The organism is Pantoea sp. KPR_PJ (assembly GCF_041386365.1).
Lineage (GTDB): Bacteria > Pseudomonadota > Gammaproteobacteria > Enterobacterales > Enterobacteriaceae > Pantoea.
The window spans coordinates 325079-346822 of the sequence record NZ_JABMIK010000001.1 but is presented as its reverse complement, the minus strand read 5'-3'; the positions used below and the strand labels follow the sequence as shown (position 1 = coordinate 346822).

Sequence of the window (21744 nt, the reverse complement as noted above, 5' to 3'; positions counted from 1 at the left end):
CGAAAGTTCAGGCTTTTTTCGTTTCTGCATCCCGGTCAGGGGGATGAGAAGCCCCGCCGGGATTTTGCGCCTGAAAGCCTGCCCCACCAGCCTTAGTACTTCACGCGAGCAGGCAGGCGTTTTGCACCCGGAACACCGAGGAAACTCACAGAGATAACGCCATAAAAAAACCCGGCTTACGCCGGGTTTCGCTCGCTACACAGACTACTCCATCATCCATACGCATGCAGCGTTCGCTGGCAGAGCGCCGAGCGCACGCAGTCATCTTTGCCGAAGCGCACAATACCTACCATCTCGTCCTCTTCGAAGCGCGCCAGCGCGTCTGCCAGTCCGGAAGAGACCCCAGCGGGCAAGTCGCACTGGGTGATATCGCCGTTAACGATCACCGTGACGTTTTCGCCAAGGCGTGTCAGAAACATCTTCATCTGGGCCGCGGTTACGTTTTGTGCCTCATCGAGGATCACTACCGCATTTTCAAAGGTACGGCCACGCATATAGGCGAAAGGCGCGATTTCTACCTTGCCAATTTCGGGTCGCAGACAGTACTGCATAAAGGAAGCACCAAGACGTTTAACCAGAACGTCATAGACCGGCCGAAAATAGGGGGCGAATTTCTCAGAGATATCCCCAGGCAGGAATCCCAGATCTTCGTCGGCCTGTAGTACCGGTCGAGTGACGATAATCCTGTCAATATCCTTATGTATCAGGGCCTCTGCCGCTTTCGCGGCGCTGATCCAGGTTTTACCACATCCGGCCTCACCGGTTGCAAAGATCAGCTGTTTCGTTTCTATGGCCTGGAGATAATGCGCCTGAGCATCATTTCTGGCGGCAATCGGAGAACGGTCACGCACATCGCGCGCCATGCCAATCGCATCCAGTCCGCTCATCTGCACCAGCGAAGTGACCGATTCTTCTTCACGCTGACGATGACTACGAGAGTCACTGCGAAGCACCCTTCTGGCTTCACGACGCGCTTTGATCACTGCTTTCTGTCTTCCCATAGTCGCACCTTACAGTTGGTTTCATTTCCCGCGTTGGGCTATTGCCCGCCACGATTAACTGAACGCTTTAGAGGTTTGATGGCTTCCTTTAGAGCCATGACGTGCCGTTGATAGAGATGCGCAGCCGCACCGAAGCGCAACTGCACACCGGTATAAATCGGAGGTAAGAAAACAATTTGCTAAAGAAGAGGATAGAGTCGAGGGTAGCTGGCCCCTCGCCGATAAGTGCGAATGCTGAAGTGAAACTGTATGTCCTGTACAGGACGTTCCCATGCGCGACTCCAGTCTGAGAAACAACACGCTTATCCATTAAACTGCACTAATTTTAACAGATTTGGCAACATTAATTTTACGTTCAGCGCAAAAAGCGGAAAATGGCGCGGAGTGAGCGGGCAAGAGAAAATTATTTCCCCTTTTTAATCAATATATTGAAACATTAAGCGGCGAAAAATATTTTTTCTCAGGCAAAAAAAGATGACGCCGCTCACGCGGCGCCGCACCGCTTATCAGGCTTCCAGCAATGGCTGTGCCAGGTAGTGCTGTTTGTCAGGAACGCCCGGCAAAACAAAGAAGTAGCCACCGCCGATCGGTCGAATGTATTCTTCCAGCGCTTCGCCATTCAGCCGTTTTTGCACGGTGATAAAGCCCTTCTCCAGATCGTGCTGATAGCAAACAAAGAGTAGCCCCATATCAAGCTGCCCTGACGCGGTCACGCCCGCCGAATAGCTGTAACCCCGCCGCAGCATCAGGCTGCTTTCGGTCTCGCGGGTGCGTGGATTCGCCAGACGGATATGTGCATCCAGCGCGATAACCTCACCCTGGGGATCTTGCGAGTAGTCAGGCACATCATGCTCGTGCGTCATGCCCAGCGGTGCACCGCTCAGCTTATCGCGACCAAAAATAACCTGCTGCTCACGCAGCGGTGTACGGTCCCACATCTCCACGCGGAAGCGAATAATGCGTGCCGCCTGGTAGCAGCCGTTACGCGCCCACGCGGGTTCATCCTGGTCCGCGGTAACCCACAGAATTTTGTCCATCAGCGGCTTGTTCTGCGTATCCGGATTCGCCGTGCCATCCCTGAAGCCCAGCAGGTTAATCGGCGTCTCTTTGCCTCTGCTACGCGCGGCATGGTCGGCAATAAAGCCTTCACGCCGCCAGCGTATACCCAGCAGATCGGGCGTATGTTTAACAATATCGCGCAACGCGTGGATGACCGTATCCTGAGTGTTAGCGCAGATTTGCAGCAGCAGGTCGCCGTGGCACTGGGCCGCATCGAGCGAATCATTGGGAAAGCGCGTCATGCGTTGCAGCTGTTTTGGCTTGAGCGCCTTAAGACCAAAGCGGTCGTCAAACAGCGTCTCACCGACCGATACGGTGACAGTGAGGTTATCCGGCGCAATTTCCGCGCCCAGAATGCCAGAGTCCATCGGCGGCAACTGCGGACTGGCGACAGAAGGTGCCGGCCCGCCCGTGGTCAGAAAGGCGATGCGCGCAGTGAGCAATTGAAACAGGCGCACCAGCTCAGCTTTATCACTGGCCAGCACGTCAAAGGCCACCAGCATCATCGACGCCTGCTGCGGCGTCGTGATCCCTGCCTGATACTGCCCATAGAAGGGTTGCGCCTGCTGGCGCGCATCGGGTGCAACCGTCCCTGGCGCGAAGCTGTCGGCTGATGCATGAAAGGGACAGCCGCCGCTCAGGGCGGCTGCGCCGCCCAGCATGCCTAATCCTTTTAACAGACGGCGACGGGAAGGCTGCGCCTCGTCCTTACTCTCTATCATATCAATCCAGTCCTAAAGTCCCGCGCAGCAGGGAGAGATCTTCCGCCAGCGCGGTGATCGGCCCCTTGAGCGCATTACGATCTGTGCTGGTCAGTTTTTCATACGAGGTGAAACCTTCTCCGCTGCGGTACTTTGTCAGAATGGCGTCAACTTTTTTGAAATTGCCGTCAATCTTCGCCAGCAGACGGGGATTGGCCTGCTGTAGCTGAGGACGCAACAGATCGACAATTTTCTGCGCGCCATCAATATTCGCCTGAAAATCCCACAGGTCGGTACGGCTGTAGCGATCCTCTTCGCCGGAAATCTTGCTGGAGGCGACCTCTTCAATCAGGCCTGCCGCCCCGCCCACCACTTTCGCCGGCGGGAAGGCCAGCTCGCTGATGCGGGTTTGCAGATCCTGTACGTCGCGATTGAGCTGGGTCGCGTAGCCTTCCATACCGGTGGTGTTGTTATCGCTGAACAGCGCCTTCTCCAGACGATGGAAACCGGTAAATTTAGGATCTTCCGCTTTTTGTTCGTAATCATCTTCACGCGCGTCGATGCTGCCGTCGAGATCGGAGAACAGCTCGGCGATCGGCTCGATACGCTCATAGTGCTGGCGCGTCGGGGCATACAGCGCTCTGGCTTTCTCGATATCGCCTGACTTTACCGCATGGGTAAAAGCCTCAGTGCCCGCAACCAGCTGCGCTACTTCCTGCATGACATACGCTTTATACCCGGTCACCGGGCCCGCCAGTGAGAGGACGCCAGACTTGCCGCTTTTCGCCGCTGATGTGCTGCCCTCTTCAACGATCAGTTTGCCCTTAGGGTTACTCAGCAAACCGCAGGTCATTTCATACTCGCCCGCTTCAAGGTTTGCAGTCAGTTTCTGGCTGAAGCCTGGCGCGATGTTTTCGCGCTCCTCTACCACCAGCACGCCCTTCAGAATCTCCCATTCCAGCGCTTTCTGGCTGCTGTTTTTAATCAGAAACTGGGTTTTCCCGGCTTTGACCGTCAGCTGCTCAGGCTCGCACTGCTTATCCGTCACGTTCACCCTGACCTGTGGAATATCGGCCGCCGCCGCGGTTGCGGAGAGCGCCATCAGTGAAGCCAGCAGCGTTTTGCGGCGAAAGCGAATCATCATAGTTATATCCCTGTTAAGTGGAGAGTTGGCGCGTCGGGCGCGCGGGCATGACAAACAGCAGCAGTGCCGGGATGAGATAGAGAAAATAGACCCCTACTTCACTGATGCTCGGCGTTTCCTGATAGCCGAGTACGCCCTCAAGCAGCGTGCCGAACAGTGAATGCGTGGAGAGGACCGGGCTCAGATCGAAGGCAATACCCTGTAAATGGTTCCAGATGCCAGCCTCATGGAAAGCGCGGACAGCGCCTGCCGCCAGCCCGGCCGCGACAAACAGAATAAACAGGCTGGTCCAGCGGAAGAAATTCGCCATATTGATGCGCACGCCTCCCCAGTAAAGCAGCATACCGAGCGCCACGGCGGTCACTAATCCCAGTACTGCGCCGACGGGCGGTGCATAGCCGACATCCTGTGTGAACGCAGCCAGCAGGAAGAACACCGACTCCAGCCCTTCACGCGCAACGGCCAGAAAGACCATCAGCACCAGTGCCAGCCCGCCACGCCCGGAGCGACCCAGTGCCTGATCGACTGCCTGTTCCAGCTCTGTCCGCATATTGCGCGCCACTTTGCGCATCCAGAACACCATAGAGGTCAGGATCGCCACGGCAATCACCGCCACAATCCCCTCAAACAGCTCCTGCTCTTTTTGCGGAAACTCACCGGTGGTCTGGTTGATAAAAATACCGAGTGCCAGGCAGAGCGCGGCGGCGACAGCGACGCCAGCCCAGAGCGCGGGAAACCACTGGGCGCGGCCGGTGCGTTTCAGGTAGCTGGCGATCAGGCTGACGATCAGAGCTGCTTCCAGCCCCTCGCGCAGCATAATGAGAAAGGGAACAAACATCGCCGACCTCTTGAATGTTAAGCAGCGTCAGTCAGGGGTAAAGTTAAGTAAAATACGAACGATACCGATTATCATTATCGCCAGTTAAAAAACAAGTAATCTGCGGAAATTATTTCGTGAATGACAGGCATTAAAAAGCCCGCTCTCAACAGGGAAAGCGGGCCTGCACATAAAGAGAGCTTATTTGGCCAGGTATTCTGCCTCGGCAGCCTCAAAGCGCTGCTGAGCCGCCGCGGACGGCGCACGTCCCGTCAGGCTAAACACCACAATTGCGATACTGGCAAAGGCAAAGCCTGGAATGATTTCATACAGATCCAGCCAGCCATACTGTTTCCAGATCAGCACGGTGCCGGCACCGATAATCATCCCCGCCAGCGCGCCATTGCGGGTCATGCGTTTCCAGCAGACGCCAAACAGCACCACCGGACCAAAGGCGGCGCCAAAGCCTGCCCAGGCGTAGCTCACTAGCCCCAGCACGCGGTTATCCGGGTTTGATGCCAGTGCAATAGCGATCAGCGCCACCAGCAGCACCATTCCGCGTCCAAACCACACCAGCTCTTTCTGGCTGGCATTTTTGCGCAGGAAACCTTTGTAGAGATCTTCGGTCAGGGCGCTGGAACAGACCAGCAGCTGACAGCTCAGGGTCGACATGACCGCCGCCAGAATAGCCGACAGCAGAATCCCGGCAATCCACGGGTTAAACAGAATACGCGCCAGTTCGATAAAGACGCGCTCGCCGTTACCGCTTACGCCCGCCGCCTGCTCAGGATGGTTCTGGAAGTAAGCGATACCGAAGAAACCAACCGCTACCGCACCCGCCAGACACAACACCATCCATGCCATGCCGATACGACGTGCCGTGCGGATAGAGCGGTGAGAATCGGCCGCCATAAAGCGCGCCAGGATATGCGGCTGGCCAAAATAGCCCAGCCCCCAGCCCAGCAGTGAGATCACCGCAACAAAATTGAGCCCCTTCAGCATATCGAGGTTTTCAAGGCTCTTCGCCCTGATGACCGCCAGCGAATCATCCAGGCCGCCTACGGCAACGATCACGATAACCGGCGTCAGGATCAGGGCGAAAATCATCAGGCTCGCCTGCACGGTATCAGTCCAGCTTACGGCCAAAAAGCCGCCCACCAGCGTATAGAGAATGGTGGCTGCCGCACCGGCCCACAGCGCCGTTTCATAGCTCATCCCGAAGGTGCTTTCGAACAGACGCGCCCCGGCCACAACGCCTGAAGCACAGTAAATGGTAAAGAAGATCAGGATAACCAGCGCCGAGATAACGCGCAGGATCTTGCTTTTATCTTCAAAGCGGCTGGTAAAAAAGTCCGGCAGGGTCAGCGCGTTGTCGTGATGCTCAGTCTGCACGCGCAGACGGCCCGCAACAATTTTCCAGTTAAGCCAGGCCCCCACCGTCAGGCCGATCGCAATCCAGCTTTCTGAGATACCCGACAGAAAGATCGCGCCCGGCAGCCCCATCAGCAGCCAGCCGCTCATATCAGACGCGCCTGCCGATAGCGCGGTGACAACGCTGCCAAGGCTACGCCCACCCAAAATGTAATCATCAAAGTTTTTTGTAGATCGATAGGCCACAAAGCCTATCAGCACCATCCCAAGGATATAAATTACAAAAGTCACCAGCATCGGTGTGCTTACACTCATTCGTCTCTCCACTTTATAGTTGATTTCCCGAGAGAAACCGCACGCTGCTCGCTTACCGGAACGGGGTAAGGCAGCAGGCTTTGTCCAGATTCAGGCGCCCGACGTTTCCTGAGGCGCGGTATCCTGCCGGAAAGGTGCGACGCGCACAATGGATTTAACACAAGCATTACAGCGATTTCACCTGGTAATGCCTGAATTTTGTTAACAGGTTGCACTGGCTCACAGTTCGCGAGTTGCACCTTTTCAAACCTCCAGCAATGCAATCAGTTAGCGTCATGACAATCTGGCGAGATTCTTGCAGCAAGTTCCATGCCGTCTTTTTAGTGTTAACAAATTAATCATTAAAAAGGCTGCTACACAGGTCACACTTAACACGGTTGCACAAAGTTGCAACATCAGTAATAGTGCTGCCCACGCAGTAAGATACAGACACAGGAGCAATGACGTCATGGGCACGACTACCATGGGTGTGAAGCTGGATGAAGCCACCCGCGAACGCATTAAACTGGCGGCGCAGCAGATCGACCGCACCCCACACTGGCTGATTAAGCAGGCCATTTTTAGCTATCTTGGCCAGCTGGAAAGCGGCGATGCGCTGCCGGAGATCCCGGTCGCGGCAGGCACGCTGGCAGAGCCCGACGAAATCACACCGGAAGAAACGCATCAGCCCTTCCTGGATTTCGCCGAGCATATTCTGCCGCAGTCGGTAGCCCGTGCTGCCATAACTGCTGCCTGGCGGCGTCCTGAGACTGACGCGGTCCCGATGCTGCTGGAGCAGGCTCGCCTGCCCGCTTCGCTGGCGGAAAAAACGCATCAGCTCGCTTATCAGCTTGCCGACAAGCTACGGCACCAAAAAGGGGCAACCGGACGCGCTGGAATGGTGCAAAGCCTGCTGCAGGAGTTCTCACTCTCCTCCCAGGAGGGCGTCGCGCTGATGTGTCTGGCCGAAGCGCTGCTGCGTATTCCCGATAAGCCCACACGTGACGCGCTGATCCGCGACAAAATCAGTAACGGCAACTGGCAGTCGCACCTTGGTCGCAGCCCTTCTCTGTTTGTCAACGCAGCCACCTGGGGATTGCTGTTCACCGGGCGTCTGGTGTCGACTCACAACGAAGCAAACATGTCGCGATCGCTAAACCGCATTATCGGTAAGAGCGGCGAGCCGCTGATCCGTAAAGGCGTCGATATGGCGATGCGCCTGATGGGTGAACAGTTTGTCACCGGCGAAACCATTGCTGAGGCGCTGGCGAACGCGCGCAAGCTGGAAGAGAAAGGCTTCCGCTATTCCTACGATATGCTGGGCGAAGCGGCGCTGACCGCCAGCGATGCTAAAGCCTATCTGCTCTCCTACCAGCAGGCGATCCACGCCATTGGCAAAGCGTCAAACGGCCGCGGCATCTATGAAGGACCAGGCATCTCTATCAAGCTCTCTGCGCTGCATCCGCGCTATAGTCGCGCCCAGTACGCCCGCGTGATGGAAGAGCTCTACCCGATCCTGAAATCCCTGACGCTGCTGGCACGCTCCTACGACATCGGTATCAATATTGATGCTGAAGAGGCTGACCGACTGGAGTTGTCGCTCGATCTACTGGAGAAGCTCTGCTTTGAGCCTGAGCTGGAAGGCTGGAACGGCATCGGCTTTGTTATTCAGGCCTATATGAAACGCTGCCCGTTTGTGATCGACTCGCTGATCGACCTGGCTCAGCGTAGCCGTCGTCGTCTGATGATCCGTCTGGTGAAAGGTGCTTACTGGGACAGCGAAATCAAACGCGCCCAGGTGGAGGGCCTGGAGGGTTATCCGGTCTATACACGTAAGGTCTATACCGACATCTCTTATCTTGCCTGCGCGCGTAAGCTGCTGGCGGTGCCAAATCTGATCTATCCGCAGTTTGCAACGCACAACGCCCATACGCTGGCGGCGATCTATCAGCTGGCGGGCAATAACTACTACCCGGGCCAGTATGAGTTCCAGTGCCTGCACGGCATGGGCGAGCCCCTCTATGAGCAGGTGGTCGGCAAAGTCGCGGACGGCAAGCTGAATCGCCCGTGCCGTATCTATGCGCCGGTTGGCACCCATGAAACCCTGCTCGCCTATCTGGTGCGTCGCCTGCTGGAAAACGGTGCGAACACCTCTTTTGTTAACCGGATTGCCGACACCTCACTACCGATTGATGAGCTGGTGGCCGATCCGGTTGCCGCGGTAGAAAAGCTGGGCGCGAGCGAAGGCGCGATTGGTCTGCCGCATCCAAAAATTCCCCTGCCGCGCGACCTCTATGGCGCAGGACGCAGCAACTCGGCCGGCATCGATATGGCTAACGAGCATCGTCTGGCCTCGCTCTCCAGCGCCCTGCTGAGCAGTGCCACCCATCCCTGGCTGGCTCAGCCGATAATTGATGGCAAACTGGGCGAGGGAGAAAGTCGTCCGGTGCTTAATCCTGCCGCACCGGGTGATGTTGTCGGCCAGGTACGCGAAGCCAGTGAAGAAGAGGTGTCGCTGGCGCTGGATGCTGCCGTTAACGCCGGTCCAATCTGGTTCGCCACGCCGCCAGATGAGCGCGCCGCCATCCTCGACCGTGCCGCACAGCATATGGAAGACGGGATGCAGCAGCTGATCGGCATCCTGGTTCGTGAAGCGGGCAAAACCTACAACAACGCCATCGCCGAAGTGCGTGAGGCGGTGGATTTTCTGCGCTACTACGCAGGCATGGTACGTCACGATTTCGATAACGAAACCCATCGTCCGCTTGGCCCGGTGGTCTGCATCAGCCCGTGGAACTTCCCGCTGGCCATCTTCACCGGCCAGGTCGCTGCAGCGCTGGCGGCCGGCAACAGCGTGCTGGCTAAGCCTGCTGAGCAGACCCCGCTCATCGCTGCTCAGGCGGTGCAGATCCTGCTCGACGCAGGCGTTCCTGCCGGTGTACTGCAGCTGCTGCCAGGCAATGGCGAAACCGTCGGCGCCCAGCTGACGCGCGATCCGCGCGTACGCGGCGTGATGTTTACCGGCTCGACCGCCGTTGCGACGCTGCTGCAGCGCAACCTTGCCGGTCGTCTCGATCCACAGGGCCGTCCGACGCCGCTGATTGCAGAAACGGGCGGGCTCAATGCGATGATCGTCGACTCCTCCGCGCTGACAGAGCAGGTGGTGATGGATATTGTCGCCTCCGCGTTTGACAGTGCGGGTCAGCGCTGCTCGGCGCTGCGCCTGCTCTGTATTCAGGAGGACGTCGCAGATCACACGCTGAAAATGCTGCGCGGCGCGATGGCCGAGTACCGCATGGGCAACCCGGAACGCCTCTCCACTGACATCGGCCCGGTCATCGACGCCGAGGCGAAAGCCGGAATTGAGCGCCATATCCAGGCGATGCGCAATAAAGGCAACAGCGTCTATCAGGCAGTACAGGAGAATCCGCAGGACAGCGTAGAGTGGCAGAGCGGCACCTTTATCAAGCCCACGCTAATCGAGCTGAGCCAGGTCAGCGATCTCGACAAAGAGATTTTTGGTCCGGTGCTGCACGTCGTGCGCTTCGCACGCAACGCCCTGCCGCAGCTTATTGAGCAGATCAACGCAGGCGGCTACGGCCTGACGCTGGGCGTGCACACCCGCATTGACGAAACCATTGCGCAGGTAACGGCGAATGCCAAAGTCGGCAACCTCTACGTTAACCGTAATATGGTCGGTGCCGTGGTGGGCGTACAGCCGTTCGGCGGTGAAGGCCTGTCGGGTACGGGACCGAAAGCAGGGGGCCCGCTCTATCTCTACCGCCTGCTCTCCAGCCGTCCAGATGACGCGCTCAGCACGACCTTTACGCGTCAGGATGCTGAATGCCCGGTCGACGGCACGCTGCGTGAGGCGCTGCTGGAGCCACACAAAGCGCTGACGGCCTGGGCGCAGCAGGACAAGCCGGCACTGGCTACGCTTTGCCAGCGCTATGCGACCCTGGCGCAGGCGGGCACCGTGCGCCTGCTGACCGGCCCGACCGGCGAGCGCAATACCTTCTCCCTGCTGCCGCGTGAGCGCGTGCTCTGCCTGGCGGATAATGAGCAGGATGCGCTGGTCCAGCTGGCGGCCGTGACCAGCGTGGGTAGCCAGGCGCTGTGGCCAGATGATGAGCTGCATCGCACGCTGCGCAACACCCTGCCGCATTCGGTGCAGGCGCGCGTTGCGCTGGCGAAGGATCACTTTGCTACCCATTTTGACGCGGTGATCTATCACGGCGATGCCGATCAGCTACGCGCGCTGTGTGAGCAGATTGCGGAACGCGACGGCGCGATCGTCTCGGTACAGGGCTTTGCCCGTGGTGAAACCCAGCTGCTGCTGGAACGGCTGCTGATTGAACGATCGCTGAGCGTGAATACGGCAGCGGCAGGCGGCAACGCCAGCCTGATGACTATCGGCTGATGACCCTCGCGCAAGCCGGATAAAAAAAGGCCCATCGCAAGATGGGCCTTTTTCATTATTACGTGCTGTGTGGGAATCTTTGCCCAGTTAAGCCTGATTATTATTCAGGATAAGCTGGCCGTTACGGTCCAGCGGAATGCGGGTGCCAGGGTCATTCTCCATGCGGATTTTGCCCTGCTGGTTGCCTATTTTATAGGTCACATCATAACCCAGCATCTTTTCTTGTTTATCGTAAACTGTTTTACAACGTTGCTCTGACGTCGTGTAGGTGTCGCGATCCTGCAGGCTACCCTGCACCTGGTTACCCGCGTAGCCACCCGCCAGCGCACCGGCGACCGTAGCCACATCGCGCCCGCGTCCGCCGCCAAACTGATGACCCAGTACACCACCGGCCACCGCGCCCAGCACGGAACCCGCGATACGGTTTTCATCCTGCACCGCACGACGATGGGTCAGCGTGACGTTGCGACACTCCTGTCGCGGCTGCTTAATGCTCTCTTTAATCGGTGTTGCTGAAAGCACCTGTGCATATTGCGGACCACGGTCAAATACATCCATGCTGGCAACGGCAGCGACACCCAGCGCCGCGGCTACACCGATACCGATACCCGCTAACATTGATTTATTCACAGGATTATCCTCCTGAAGTTGATACCGTGCATGCGTGCTGCGACGATGCCCCTGTCGCTGAAGCACAGACGGCGTGCACGACCCGCCGTACTCAGTGAGGAAAGTTTTGCAGATGGCCCGAAATTGCAACATCAGATTAATGGAGGAAAACGCAGCGCAGGCGTGGCAGTACCACCTTTTCAGAGAGTTCCGAAGCGGCGCGCCAGCCCCATTTTTGGTTAATTCACCTGATGGATCAGCGAGATAAAAGGCGGGAAAATCGAGAGAAAGGCGGCTTGCGCCGCCTGAAATCATTAGTGCAACTTGAGACGCGGCCGCAGCACGCGGTTCAGGCTGCCGACCAGCATCATCAGGCCGGTTTTGAAGTAGCCGTGGAGCGCAATCTGATGCATACGGTACAAGGAGATGTAGACAAAACGCGCAATGCGCCCTTCGACCATCATTGAGCCGCGCATCAGGTTACCCATCAGACTGCCGACGGTACTAAAGCGAGAGAGCGACACCAGCGAGCCATGATCTTTATAGACGTAGGCTTTGAGTGGCTTACCGCTGCGCTGGGCAAGAATATTCTCCATGGCACGCGACGCCATCTGGTGAGCTGACTGGGCGCGCGGCGGCACGAAGCCACCTGAGGGCAGCGCACAGGAGGCGCAGTCGCCGATAGCGTAGATATTGTCATCCAGCGTGGTTTGCAGCGTCTCTTTTACCACCAGCTGATTGATGCGGTTCGTTTCCAGCCCGCCGATCTCTTTCAGGAAATCGGGCGCTTTAATGCCGGCAGCCCAGACCATTAAATCTGCCTCAATAAATTCACCGCCTTTGGTGTGAAGCCCGTTTTTATCGGCGCTGGTCACCATCGTTTGCGTCAGTACGCGCACGCCCAGCTTGGTCAGTTCGCTGTGCGCAGCGGCAGAAATACGCGGAGGCAGTGCCGGCAGAATACGCTCGCCCGCCTCCACCAGCGTAACGTTCAGCGCTTCGCTGCTCAGCCCTTTATAGCCATAGCTGTGCAGCTGTTTCACCGCATTATGCAGCTCTGCCGACAGCTCTACGCCAGTGGCACCGCCTCCCACGATAGCGATATTCACCTTGTCCAGACGCCCTTCACTGGCGGAGAATTTCAGGAACTGGTTAAGCATCTCATTGTGGAAGCGACGCGCCTGGTGCGGGTTATCAAGAAAAATGCAGTGATCTTTTACGCCCGGCGTGCCGAAGTCGTTTGAGGTGCTGCCCAGCGCCATCACCAGCGTGTCATAGGCCAGCTCGCGCTGTGGTACCAGCACTTCGCCGTTGTCATCACGCATCTCCGCCAGCTCAATGGTTTTATTGTCACGGTTGATGTTGGTCAGTGAACCCAGTTGAAACTGGAAACCATGATTGCGCGCATGTGCCAGGTAACTCAGCGCATCAATGCCCTCGTCCATCGAACCGGTGGCCACTTCATGCAGCAGCGGTTTCCACAGGTGGCTGTGGTTGCGGTCAACCAGGATAATCTCAGCCTTTTTCTTACGGCCCAGTTTATGACCCAGCTGCGTGGCCATCTCAAGCCCGCCCGCGCCGCCGCCGACAATAACGATTTTTTTCATGGATGTAGTCAACAAGACCCCCTCAAGATGTGAACCAATAGTTAATTAATGGTTAAATTAAACCTTAATAAACATAGGGTTGGCGAAGTTAAAATCGCTGCTGAGGGCAGAATAACATGGGCAGGGAAGATGGTCATACCAAAATTGATCCACATCAATCGCTCTGCAAACAACTCGGAATATTACGCAAAGTTGCCGGACGCCAGAACGGCGCCCGAGCATTTAAGATAATGTTTTGAAAGCGTTTATTCGCTGAAGATGCGGTGAGATATTTTTAAACTTATGGGTTTCAACATCGTCCCAGATAATCTCATAAAAGGGATGCAGCGTCTCTGCACTGCGCTGGCTGTTGAGCGCCTCATCATGACGGGAGAGAAACACCAGGCAGCGGTCACGGTTTTTCTCGCGAAAGTCGCTGACACACTTAGTGGCAATGTCGAGATACTCTTCAGGTCGATCAATTTTTCCCTCCATGTTCTCAAAAGGAAACAGATTGGGGTTAAAGATCGCCTGCCGGATGCCGCAAAGAAAGCCGATGCGCTCCGCCCAGTAGCCGCCGAGTCCAACGCCGCAGATCAGCGCCTGATCGCTGCTGCTCTGCGTCAGAATTTTATCGGTCTCTTTCAGCAGGAACTGCATGTCATGTTTAGGATGGCGGGTGCTGTAGCTCATCAGCCTGACATCAGGATCAATAAACTGAAGCTGCAGCACCTTTTCATGGTTGCCGGGACTGTTGGAATCGAAGCCGTGCAGATAGATAATCATGACTCTCCTCAGCGTGTATGCGCCAGGAGAAAGACTTATTTTCCTGACGCTTTATGTTCCAGCCAGCGAGCCTGCAGCTGGCTCAGCTGCTGCGCATTCTGCTTCCAGCGCGCGCTCTGTTGCAGCATCTGGCGAGTAAAGGTTCCCTGATGGTACAGGCGCGGCACGCGTTCAGCGCCGATCGCGATCAAATTATCCAGTACGCTGACCGCCCCTTCGCGATGATTGCAAACCAGGATCATGTCGCATCCGGCCGACAGCGACTGCTGCGCACGCGCGGCATAGCTGCCCATTACCGCCGCCCCCTCCATCGACAGATCGTCAGAGAAGATGACGCCATCGAAGCCGAGCTCTTTACGCAGCACGCGCTTTAGCCAGAAGGGTGAGCCGCTGGCGGGCAAGGGATCGATCTCAGTATAGATAACGTGCGCGGGCATCACCGCGTCCAGCGCGCCCTCATCAAACAGCGCCTGGAAGATCGCCATATCGTGGCGACGCAGGGCCTGCATATCGCGCGGGTCGCGCGGCGTCTCTTTATGGGAATCCGCACTGACCGCACCGTGGCCCGGGAAGTGTTTGCCCGTGGTTTTCATGCCCGCCTCATGCATCCCGGCGATAAAGCGGCGCGCCATGGCCAGGGCAATCTGGGGATCCTCATGAAAGGCGCGGTCGCCAATGGCGGCACTGATATGGCCCAGATCCAGCACCGGTGCGAGGCTGATGTCGATATCCATGGCGATCATCTCCGCCGCCATCTGCCAGCCAGCCTGCTGTGCCAGGTCACCGCCGGTGTCGGTATCCTGCAGCGCAGCAAAAGACTGCATCGCCGGTAAGGTGGTAAAACCGTCGCGGAAACGCTGAACGCGTCCGCCCTCCTGATCGACAGCCACCAGCAGCCGGGTGTGCGAAGCGAGGCGGATCTGGCGCACCAGCTCAGCCAGCTGCGCGGGATCGTGGTAGTTGCGAGCAAACAGGATCACCCCGCCCACGGTGGGATGCTTCAGGATTTCGCGCTCTTCAGCGTCCAGTTCAAAGCCTTCGACATCCAGCATCAGCGGGCCGGGAAATTGCGTTGTCATAATCTGTTCCTGGCGCGGCGTCGGACGCCGCGCAAATTAAATGTATTGCCAGCTTTGCTGCGCCAGCTGAAGCAGCTGTTCATCACTGCTCTGCTCAGCACGCAGCTGATACCAGCTGGCCATCAGGAGACGCAGCCAGGGTTGCCAGCGCGCGACCTGATACGTCAGCTGCACGGTAGAGAGTCGGGCTGCCTGCGCATAGCTCTCCAGCCAGCGATCGTGGCGATCGGGATCTGAGGCGCACAGCGCGGCCAGCTCCAGTGCCACATCGCCGTCCGCAGCGTATTCCCAGTCAATCAGATGCAGTCCTTGCGCGTTTGCTATCAGGTTTCCGCTGTGCACATCCATATGCAGCGGCGCCAGGCGCAGCGGCCGAGGCTCCCCGACACGCTGGAGCTGCCGCAGCGCACGCTGCCAGCCCGCCTGGCGCTGCCGGCAGAGCTGCCAGTAACGCTCAAGCAGCGGCAACAGGCACAGCCTGTAACCGGTCAGCGGCTGACGATGCAGGCGCAACAGCAGCACGACCACCTCTCTGCTGCGCTGATGAAACGCCTGCGGAGAAAGCGACTCGCCTGCCTGCCACGGTAGCACCAGCAGCCCGGCGTCGCCGACAATCGGGCGCGGCGTCAGACCGCTGCTGGAAAGCTTACGCAGCAAACGCGCTTCGCGCTGGCGATCGACAAAGGGAATCGGCAGCGGCGGCGCGGGACGCACAATAAAAGTGCCCTGCCTGGTTTCCAGCTTACTGCTCTGGCCGGTCAGTCCCTGAAGCGGGGTCAGGCGACCGGGCGTCAGGCCCGGCACTTTTTTCGCGATGTGCGCCAGCAGCAGCGAATCAGTTCTGGGCGACACCCTTGCCTGACCAGATTATTTCCCCGGTCTGCACCAGCATGAGCTGCATCTGCAGCGTGGGGGTTTTAACATCGCCTTTCGCCGTACTGTAGAGCACATACTGCGCGTTTAGCGTGCGGGCCAGGCCAATCGCCTTGCTGCGCGAATTGAGGCTGTCGTCAGGCGAAAGGCCCAGCGTCTGCTTGGCCTGCGCCAGCTGATCGTTAGTCACCAGCGTAAACTTGCCGTTGTTAGCCAGCGCGTTCTGGATTGCATCGGTGGCTTTTTCGCTCTGCAACGCGCCGTTGGTGCTGTTTTTGATGCGGTCAACCATGAGCACGCTGCCGGGCGCGACGCTACCAGAGGCGTTCAGCATCTGTGCCACCAGCGGCTGTACGCTGGCATCCCAGTCAACGGTTTTCAGTTTAGGTGGCTGCGGCACGGGCTGTGTCGGCTCCGGCACAGGCTGTGGCTGCGGCACGGGCTGCGGCTGCGTGGGTTCAGCAGGTTGCGTCGGTTCTACGGGCGCAGGCTGCTGCTGTTTAATCACACAGCCGGAGAGGATGAGCGCCATCAGTAACGCTCCGGAACGAGGGAGTCGGCGAATCACGAAACAGTCCTTAGAGATACAAGTAAAGACGAACCTTGCTGGCCGTCAGGTTGCCCATTTGGGAAGCGGCGACAATGCTGCCGTGCGCCGGAACAGTAACCATTTGTGCCGGTTCACGCGGCGTAATTTCGAGTCCTTTGTCGTCATACCAGTAGTAACGATAGTGGATAACCACCGGCGTTTCACGCTGGTTGTAGAGCACGCTGCGCGCACGCTGCTGTCCATCCTCTTCATCCAGTACCGGCTCGTCGGTAATAATGCCGGCCGAGAGCACCGAGGACTCCATGACCAGTGACTGTGACGTATCGATTTTTGGTTTGTCGCTGCTACAGCCTGCCAGCGTCAGCAGGAGCGGCAGGCACATTAGCCATTGGCGCATAACTCGCTTCCGTATGGAAAATCAGTCGGCCAGCATCGGACCCAGCGGACGGCCGCCGAGCAAATGCATATGAATGTGATAAACCTCCTGGCCGCCATGACGATTACAGTTGACGATGAGGCGATAGCCATCCTCGTCGATTCCTTCAGCGCGCGCGATTTTAGCCGCAACGGTGAAAAGGCGGCCCAGCGCCTGCTCGTGCGCGGGCAGCGCATCGTTGGCCGTGGGGATCAAGACATTAGGGACAATCAGAATATGGGTTGGCGCTTTAGGAGAGATATCACGAAATGCCGTGACCAGTTCATCCTGATACACCACGTCGGCAGGGATTTCGCGACGGATGATTTTACTGAAAATGGTTTCTTCAGCCATGGTGCAATTCCTTTAGCCTGATTAACAGTCGATCAGTATGCGTGAGGAAATTGTTTTCTTTCAAGTTCAGCACCGCTTTTCCCCGATTAACTGCCTGCCTTTGCATCATTTCATCCCTCTTTCTCGCCGTGCGCCGCTGTGAAAATTGTGACTCTGGCCCACCTTAAAATGAAACGCTGTTTTATAAATTAGAATCGCACCGCCCTTTTCTTTGTGTTTTTGCCATTCCACTTCAGCCTGTGTCGGAATTGCGAAGGTTTGCCCCGCGCTGGCGCTCTACTTTCTAACCATTCCGAGTGGGTAGTCCGGGATACAAGGGATGTCTGTCAACGGCGATAAAGGAGCACTCGTATGCGCTCACGTAAAATTGGTTTCGGCCACTATCTGGCTTATGGCTCCGGGGATTTTCTCGGTGCAGGCACCACGGCACTCACGGCCGCCTGGCTGCTCTATTTCTACACCACCTTCTGCGGGCTGACGCCCATCGAAGCGACCTTTATTTTTGCAGCTGCACGCGTGCTGGATGCTGTGGTCAGCCCACTGATGGGCTTTCTGACCGATAATTTTGGTTCGACATGGCTCGGTAAGCGCTTCGGCCGTCGCAAATTCTTTATCCTGCTCGGCATACCCTGCGTCTTTAGCTATAGCCTGATGTGGCTGAGCGATATGGGATTCTGGTGGTATCTCGCCACCTACCTGCTGTTTGATATCGTCTATACCATGATTCTGGTGCCCTATGAAACGCTGGTGCCTGAGATGACTGACGATTTCAAACAGAAAACGCGCTTCTCTGGCGCGCGTATTGCGCTGGCACAGCTGTCAGCCATTCTTGCAGCCTTCCTGCCGGGTATATTGATTAGCGCGTTAGGTAAAGAAAACCCGCTGTCGTTTTTCTATGCCAGCCTGGTCTTTTCGGTCATCTGTGCGCTGGTGCTGACGCTGGTCTGGCGCTTTACCTGGGAGCGCAGCCCAGACGATTTCTCCGCAGAATCGCGCCGCGCCGAGGAAGAAAAGCGCCAGCTTTCGCTCAGCCAGAATATCCGGCGTCTCTATGTGGAGCTTGCCTCCACGCTGCGTATCCGCATTTTTCGCCAGCACCTGGGGATGTATCTGGGTGGCTACATCGCGCAGGACGTCTTTAACGCGGTGTTTACCTGGTATGTGGTGTTTGTGCTGATGCAGAGCGCGCAGATCGCCTCCAGCCTGATGGGTACCATGGCCGTGCTTCAGTTTATCGCGGTCATGGGCATGATCCCGCTCTGCATCCGCATGGGGCCCGCCCCTGCCTACCGCCTGGTGGTGATGCTGTTCGGTCTGTCGGCGCTCTCTTACGCCGGGCTCTGGTATGCCGGGATGAACGATAATTTTTCTCTGCTGCTGCTCATCTCTGCCGTTGCCGGTCTGGGGCGCGGCGGGATTAACTACGTGCCCTGGAATACCTATACCTACATCGCTGACGTTGACGAAGTGATCACGGGCCAGCGTCGCGAAGGCATTTTCGCTGGCATTATGACGCTGACTCGTAAAGCTTCCCAGGCGGGCGCGGTGATGCTGGTTGGCATCGTGCTGCAACTCTCAGGCTTTGTCTCCGGCCAGGCTACCCAGGCACCAGGCGTCAGCCATACCATTCTGGCCATTCTCAGCGTCGGTACGCTGTGCGTACTGGCCTGTGGATTTCTCGTCTCGCTGCGCTTCAGGCTCAACCTTCAGACTCACACCGTGCTGCGCGAAGAAACGCTGAAGATGCGTGAAGCCAACCGCGTTCTGCCTGAGCGCATTACCCCGGAAGCTCGCGAAACGGTAGAAATGCTGGCAGGGATGCCTTACGAAAACCTGTGGGGCAACAACAATATCGGGTTTCTTAACCGTCATAAACCGGCCGCTCCCCCGCTGAAATCGGTGCGGCCAGCAGCGTCTCCCTTACTACGACCTTGAACGATAGGAATGAATCATGACTGTATTTCCCGTGAAACAGAGTGCGCTTTTGTGCCAACCAGACTTTCTGCTGCCACGTCAGGAGTTGTTGCAACTGATTCACAAACTGACGCAAAACCTGGTGAATATCACCGATGAAACGGGAGAGTTTCTGCTGCGTCTCGATGATGGCCGCGTCATCGATACCAAAGGCTGGGCGGGCTGGGAATGGACGCACGGCATCGGCCTCTACGGTATGCTGCACTACTACCAGCAAACGGGCGATCGGCAGACGTTAAGCATCATCGACGACTGGTTCGCCGTGCGCCTGGCAGAGGGCACGCCAACCAAGAATGTTAATACCGTCGCGCCTTTCCTGACGCTGGCTTACCGCTATGAAGAAACGGGCAATATTGCCTGGCGTCCGGTGCTGGAACGCTGGGCAGAATGGGTCATGTATGAGATGCCGCGCACCGAACAAGGTGGCCTGCAGCATATCGTTTATAACAATGAGAACCACCAGCAGCTATGGGATGATACGCTGATGATGAGCGTCATGGCGCTGGCAAAAATTGGGCAGCTGCTGAATCGTCCGGAGTTTGTTGAGGAGGCGAGCTATCAGTTCCTGCTGCACACCCAGTACCTGATGGATCGCCAGAGCGGTTTATGGTTTCACGGCTGGAATTTTGAGGGACGCCATAATTTTGCCAGTGCACGCTGGGCGCGTGGCAACAGCTGGGTCACCATCGTTATCCCCGATTTTCTGGAGATGATGAACTGGCCGGAACACCACGCTACGCGCCGCTTTCTGCAGCAGGTTCTGGAAAGCCAGGTGAAAGCGCTGCGTGAATGCCAGCATCCAGGCGGCCTGTGGCACACGCTGCTGGACGATCCTGACAGCTATCTGGAGGCCTCAGCGACGGCGGGCTTCGCCTACGGCATTATCAAAGCGGTGCGTAAGCGCTATCTCAGCGCCGATTATCTGCCTGCCGGATTGAATGCCCTGCGCGGCGTCATCGGTTGTATCAGCGAAGAGGGTGAGCTAAAGCAGGTTTCGTTCGGCACGGCGATGGGCAGCGACCTTGACTACTACCGCCATGTTCCACTCACCTCTATGCCTTATGGTCAGGCGATGGCGCTGCTCTGCCTGACGGAGTATCTGCGGGTCTATCTCTGAGCAGAAATAAAAAAAGCCCCTTTCGGGGCTTTTTCTTACTGACCATTACATACTGCGAATGTAGTCATCCATATCGGTTTTCAGGTTATCGGATTTCGTACCGAAAATCGCCTGCACACCCGAACCCGCCACGACCACGCCACGCGCGCCAAGGCTCTTAAGCTCGTTCTGGTCAACCTTGCTTACATCGGCAACGCTGACGCGCAGACGGGTAATACAGGCGTCCAGGTTGGTGATGTTCTCTTTACCACCAAATGCCGTGACCAGCTTGCCCGCCATTTCGCTGCCGGTGGCTGACGTCGACTCGGTGGTGGTATCTTCGCGGCCAGGCGTTTTCAGGTTCAGCTTTACAATCAGCACGCGGAAGATGGTGTAGTAAACCAGACCATAAATGATGCCGATGATCGGGAACAGCCAGATTTTGCTGCTGTTGCCGCTCAGTACGATAAAGTCAATCAGACCATGCGAGAAGCTGGTGCCGTCACGCATACCGAGCAGGATACAGATCGGGAACGCCAGGCCAGCCAGAATGGCGTGAATGACATACAGGATCGGTGCCACGAACATGAACGAGAACTCGATCGGCTCGGTGATGCCGGTCAGGAACGCGGTCAGTGCAGCAGAGATCATGATACCGCCCACTTTCGCGCGGTTTTCCGGTTTCGCAGAGTGCCAGATGGCAATTGCTGCCGCTGGCAGACCATACATTTTAAACAGGAAGCCGCCTGACAGTTTACCTGCGGTAGGGTCACCCGCCATGTAGCGTGGAATATCGCCGTGGAAGACCTGACCGGCCGCATTGGTAAATTCACCAATCTGCATCTGGAAAGGGACGTTCCAGATATGGTGGAGGCCGAACGGAACCAGCGCACGCTCAATCACCCCGTAAATGCCAAACGCAACAACCGGGTTCTGATAGGCCGCCCACTGTGAAAACTCCTGAATAGCCGTGCCAATCGGCGGCCAGATAAAGGAGAGCAGCACGCCCAGTACGATCGCCGTCAGGCCGGAAATGATGGGCACAAAACGCTTACCGGCAAAGAAGCCAAGATATTCTGGCAGTTTGATACGGTAGAAGCGGTTAAACATATAGGCCGCAATGGCACCCGCGATGATACCGCCGAGCACACCGGTATCCGCCAGATGCTTAGCGGCAATCTCTTCTGCCGGAAGGTGCAACACCAGCGGCGCAACCACTGCCATGGTTTTCACCATAATGCCGTAGGCGACCACCGACGCCAGTGCCGAAACACCGTCGTTATTGGTAAAGCCAAGCGCCACGCCGATAGCGAAGATTAATGGCATGTTGGCGAATACTGAGCCGCCTGCCTCTGCCATTACGTGGGAAACGACCGCTGGCAGCCAGCTGAAGTTTGCCGAACCTACACCTAATAAGATGCCGGCGATCGGCAGAACCGATACCGGCAGCATGAGCGATTTACCGACCTTTTGCAGGTTCGCAAATGCGTTCTTGAACATAGCCTGAAGCTCCTGAGTATGAGTGCGATTTTGCGCGGTGCGCTGGGTCACAGGGGAGGATCTGTTACCCGGATGGCGGTGACCGCCTTGTAATTATTACGAAGGGTAAAATAAA

Annotated in this window: 17 protein-coding genes; 3 read left to right on the top strand and 14 right to left on the bottom strand. The window is 57.2% G+C overall.

Annotation, left to right across the window (positions count from 1 at the left end; all coding sequences use genetic code 11):
- Positions 1-212 precede the first annotated feature (212 nt).
- The 5 genes from phoH to putP all read right to left on the bottom strand — a co-directional run bounded on the left by phoH (position 213) and on the right by putP (position 6408).
- On the bottom strand, positions 213-1001 hold the full coding sequence (gene phoH, locus HP564_RS01630; RefSeq protein ID WP_371239556.1) for a phosphate starvation-inducible protein PhoH: 789 nt from the start codon (positions 999-1001) through the stop codon (positions 213-215).
- Between the two features lie 506 nt (positions 1002-1507).
- On the bottom strand, positions 1508-2782 hold the full coding sequence (efeB, locus tag HP564_RS01625; protein ID WP_371239554.1) for an iron uptake transporter deferrochelatase/peroxidase subunit: 1275 nt from the start codon (positions 2780-2782) through the stop codon (positions 1508-1510).
- A gap of 1 nt (position 2783) precedes the next feature.
- Complete coding sequence (efeO, locus tag HP564_RS01620) at positions 2784-3905, bottom strand: iron uptake system protein EfeO (protein ID WP_371239552.1); 1122 nt, start codon at positions 3903-3905, stop codon at positions 2784-2786.
- A gap of 13 nt (positions 3906-3918) precedes the next feature.
- Positions 3919-4743: an iron uptake transporter permease EfeU gene (efeU, locus tag HP564_RS01615; RefSeq protein WP_371239550.1), complete on the bottom strand. Its 825-nt coding sequence runs from the start codon at positions 4741-4743 to the stop codon at positions 3919-3921.
- A gap of 180 nt (positions 4744-4923) precedes the next feature.
- The gene (gene putP / locus HP564_RS01610; protein WP_371239548.1) at positions 4924-6408 is read right to left on the bottom strand and encodes a sodium/proline symporter PutP; all 1485 of its coding nucleotides are present in this window, start codon (positions 6406-6408) and stop codon (positions 4924-4926) included.
- Between the two features lie 448 nt (positions 6409-6856).
- Here putP and putA point away from each other — a divergent pair, with 448 nt between their 5' ends.
- Complete coding sequence (gene putA, locus HP564_RS01605; RefSeq protein ID WP_371239546.1) at positions 6857-10807, top strand: trifunctional transcriptional regulator/proline dehydrogenase/L-glutamate gamma-semialdehyde dehydrogenase; 3951 nt, start codon at positions 6857-6859, stop codon at positions 10805-10807.
- 87 nt (positions 10808-10894) lie between these two features.
- On the opposite strand, the gene HP564_RS01600 is transcribed toward putA, so the two are convergent.
- From HP564_RS01600 to hinT, 8 genes are all read right to left on the bottom strand, one after another.
- Entirely contained in the window at positions 10895-11437 is a 543-nt protein-coding gene (locus HP564_RS01600; RefSeq protein ID WP_371239544.1) for a glycine zipper 2TM domain-containing protein, read from the bottom strand.
- Between the two features lie 293 nt (positions 11438-11730).
- Positions 11731-13035 (bottom strand): NAD(P)/FAD-dependent oxidoreductase, encoded by a 1305-nt coding sequence (locus tag HP564_RS01595; RefSeq protein ID WP_371240627.1) that lies wholly within the window; start codon positions 13033-13035, stop codon positions 11731-11733.
- 210 nt (positions 13036-13245) lie between these two features.
- Positions 13246-13788 (bottom strand): alpha/beta hydrolase YcfP, encoded by a 543-nt coding sequence (gene ycfP / locus HP564_RS01590; RefSeq protein ID WP_371239542.1) that lies wholly within the window; start codon positions 13786-13788, stop codon positions 13246-13248.
- 35 nt (positions 13789-13823) lie between these two features.
- Complete coding sequence (gene nagZ / locus HP564_RS01585) at positions 13824-14867, bottom strand: beta-N-acetylhexosaminidase (protein WP_371239540.1); 1044 nt, start codon at positions 14865-14867, stop codon at positions 13824-13826.
- 36 nt (positions 14868-14903) lie between these two features.
- Positions 14904-15683 carry a thiamine kinase gene (gene thiK / locus HP564_RS01580; RefSeq protein ID WP_371240625.1) on the bottom strand — a complete coding sequence of 260 codons (780 nt, stop codon included), beginning with the start codon at positions 15681-15683 and terminating at the stop codon, positions 14904-14906.
- 19 nt (positions 15684-15702) lie between these two features.
- Positions 15703-16308 carry a penicillin-binding protein activator LpoB gene (gene lpoB / locus HP564_RS01575; protein WP_371239538.1) on the bottom strand — a complete coding sequence of 202 codons (606 nt, stop codon included), beginning with the start codon at positions 16306-16308 and terminating at the stop codon, positions 15703-15705.
- Positions 16309-16318: 10 nt separating this feature from the next.
- Positions 16319-16687, bottom strand: a complete 369-nt coding sequence (locus tag HP564_RS01570) for a YcfL family protein (protein ID WP_371239536.1) — start codon at positions 16685-16687, stop codon at positions 16319-16321.
- Between the two features lie 21 nt (positions 16688-16708).
- Positions 16709-17059 carry a purine nucleoside phosphoramidase gene (gene hinT / locus HP564_RS01565; RefSeq protein ID WP_081141032.1) on the bottom strand — a complete coding sequence of 117 codons (351 nt, stop codon included), beginning with the start codon at positions 17057-17059 and terminating at the stop codon, positions 16709-16711.
- 351 nt (positions 17060-17410) lie between these two features.
- Here hinT and HP564_RS01560 point away from each other — a divergent pair, with 351 nt between their 5' ends.
- Together HP564_RS01560 and HP564_RS01555 are read left to right on the top strand one after the other, a co-directional pair.
- Positions 17411-18994 (top strand): MFS transporter, encoded by a 1584-nt coding sequence (locus tag HP564_RS01560; RefSeq protein WP_371239534.1) that lies wholly within the window; start codon positions 17411-17413, stop codon positions 18992-18994.
- Between the two features lie 16 nt (positions 18995-19010).
- The gene (locus tag HP564_RS01555) at positions 19011-20150 is read left to right on the top strand and encodes a glycoside hydrolase family 105 protein (RefSeq protein WP_371239532.1); all 1140 of its coding nucleotides are present in this window, start codon (positions 19011-19013) and stop codon (positions 20148-20150) included.
- Positions 20151-20195: 45 nt separating this feature from the next.
- Here the strand turns inward: HP564_RS01555 and ptsG are convergent, their stop codons facing one another.
- The gene (gene ptsG / locus HP564_RS01550) at positions 20196-21629 is read right to left on the bottom strand and encodes a PTS glucose transporter subunit IIBC (RefSeq protein ID WP_371239530.1); all 1434 of its coding nucleotides are present in this window, start codon (positions 21627-21629) and stop codon (positions 20196-20198) included.
- Between the last annotated feature and the right edge of the window lie 115 nt (positions 21630-21744).

Excerpts from the sequence above, each read along its gene's own strand:
- ycfP (WP_371239542.1), bottom strand. The coding sequence starts at position 13,788 with ATGATTATCTATCTGCACGGCTTCGATTCCAACAGTCCCGGCAACCAT.
- putA (WP_371239546.1), top strand. The coding sequence starts at position 6,857 with ATGGGCACGACTACCATGGGTGTGAAGCTGGATGAAGCCACCCGCGAA.
- ptsG (WP_371239530.1), bottom strand. The coding sequence starts at position 21,629 with ATGTTCAAGAACGCATTTGCGAACCTGCAAAAGGTCGGTAAATCGCTC.
- HP564_RS01555 (WP_371239532.1), top strand. The coding sequence starts at position 19,011 with ATGACTGTATTTCCCGTGAAACAGAGTGCGCTTTTGTGCCAACCAGAC.
- phoH (WP_371239556.1), bottom strand. The coding sequence starts at position 1,001 with ATGGGAAGACAGAAAGCAGTGATCAAAGCGCGTCGTGAAGCCAGAAGG.
- HP564_RS01570 (WP_371239536.1), bottom strand. The coding sequence starts at position 16,687 with ATGCGCCAATGGCTAATGTGCCTGCCGCTCCTGCTGACGCTGGCAGGC.
- nagZ (WP_371239540.1), bottom strand. The coding sequence starts at position 14,867 with ATGACAACGCAATTTCCCGGCCCGCTGATGCTGGATGTCGAAGGCTTT.
- HP564_RS01560 (WP_371239534.1), top strand. The coding sequence starts at position 17,411 with ATGCGCTCACGTAAAATTGGTTTCGGCCACTATCTGGCTTATGGCTCC.
- efeO (WP_371239552.1), bottom strand. The coding sequence starts at position 3,905 with ATGATGATTCGCTTTCGCCGCAAAACGCTGCTGGCTTCACTGATGGCG.
- hinT (WP_081141032.1), bottom strand. The coding sequence starts at position 17,059 with ATGGCTGAAGAAACCATTTTCAGTAAAATCATCCGTCGCGAAATCCCT.
- efeU (WP_371239550.1), bottom strand. The coding sequence starts at position 4,743 with ATGTTTGTTCCCTTTCTCATTATGCTGCGCGAGGGGCTGGAAGCAGCT.
- efeB (WP_371239554.1), bottom strand. The coding sequence starts at position 2,782 with ATGATAGAGAGTAAGGACGAGGCGCAGCCTTCCCGTCGCCGTCTGTTA.
- putP (WP_371239548.1), bottom strand. The coding sequence starts at position 6,408 with ATGAGTGTAAGCACACCGATGCTGGTGACTTTTGTAATTTATATCCTT.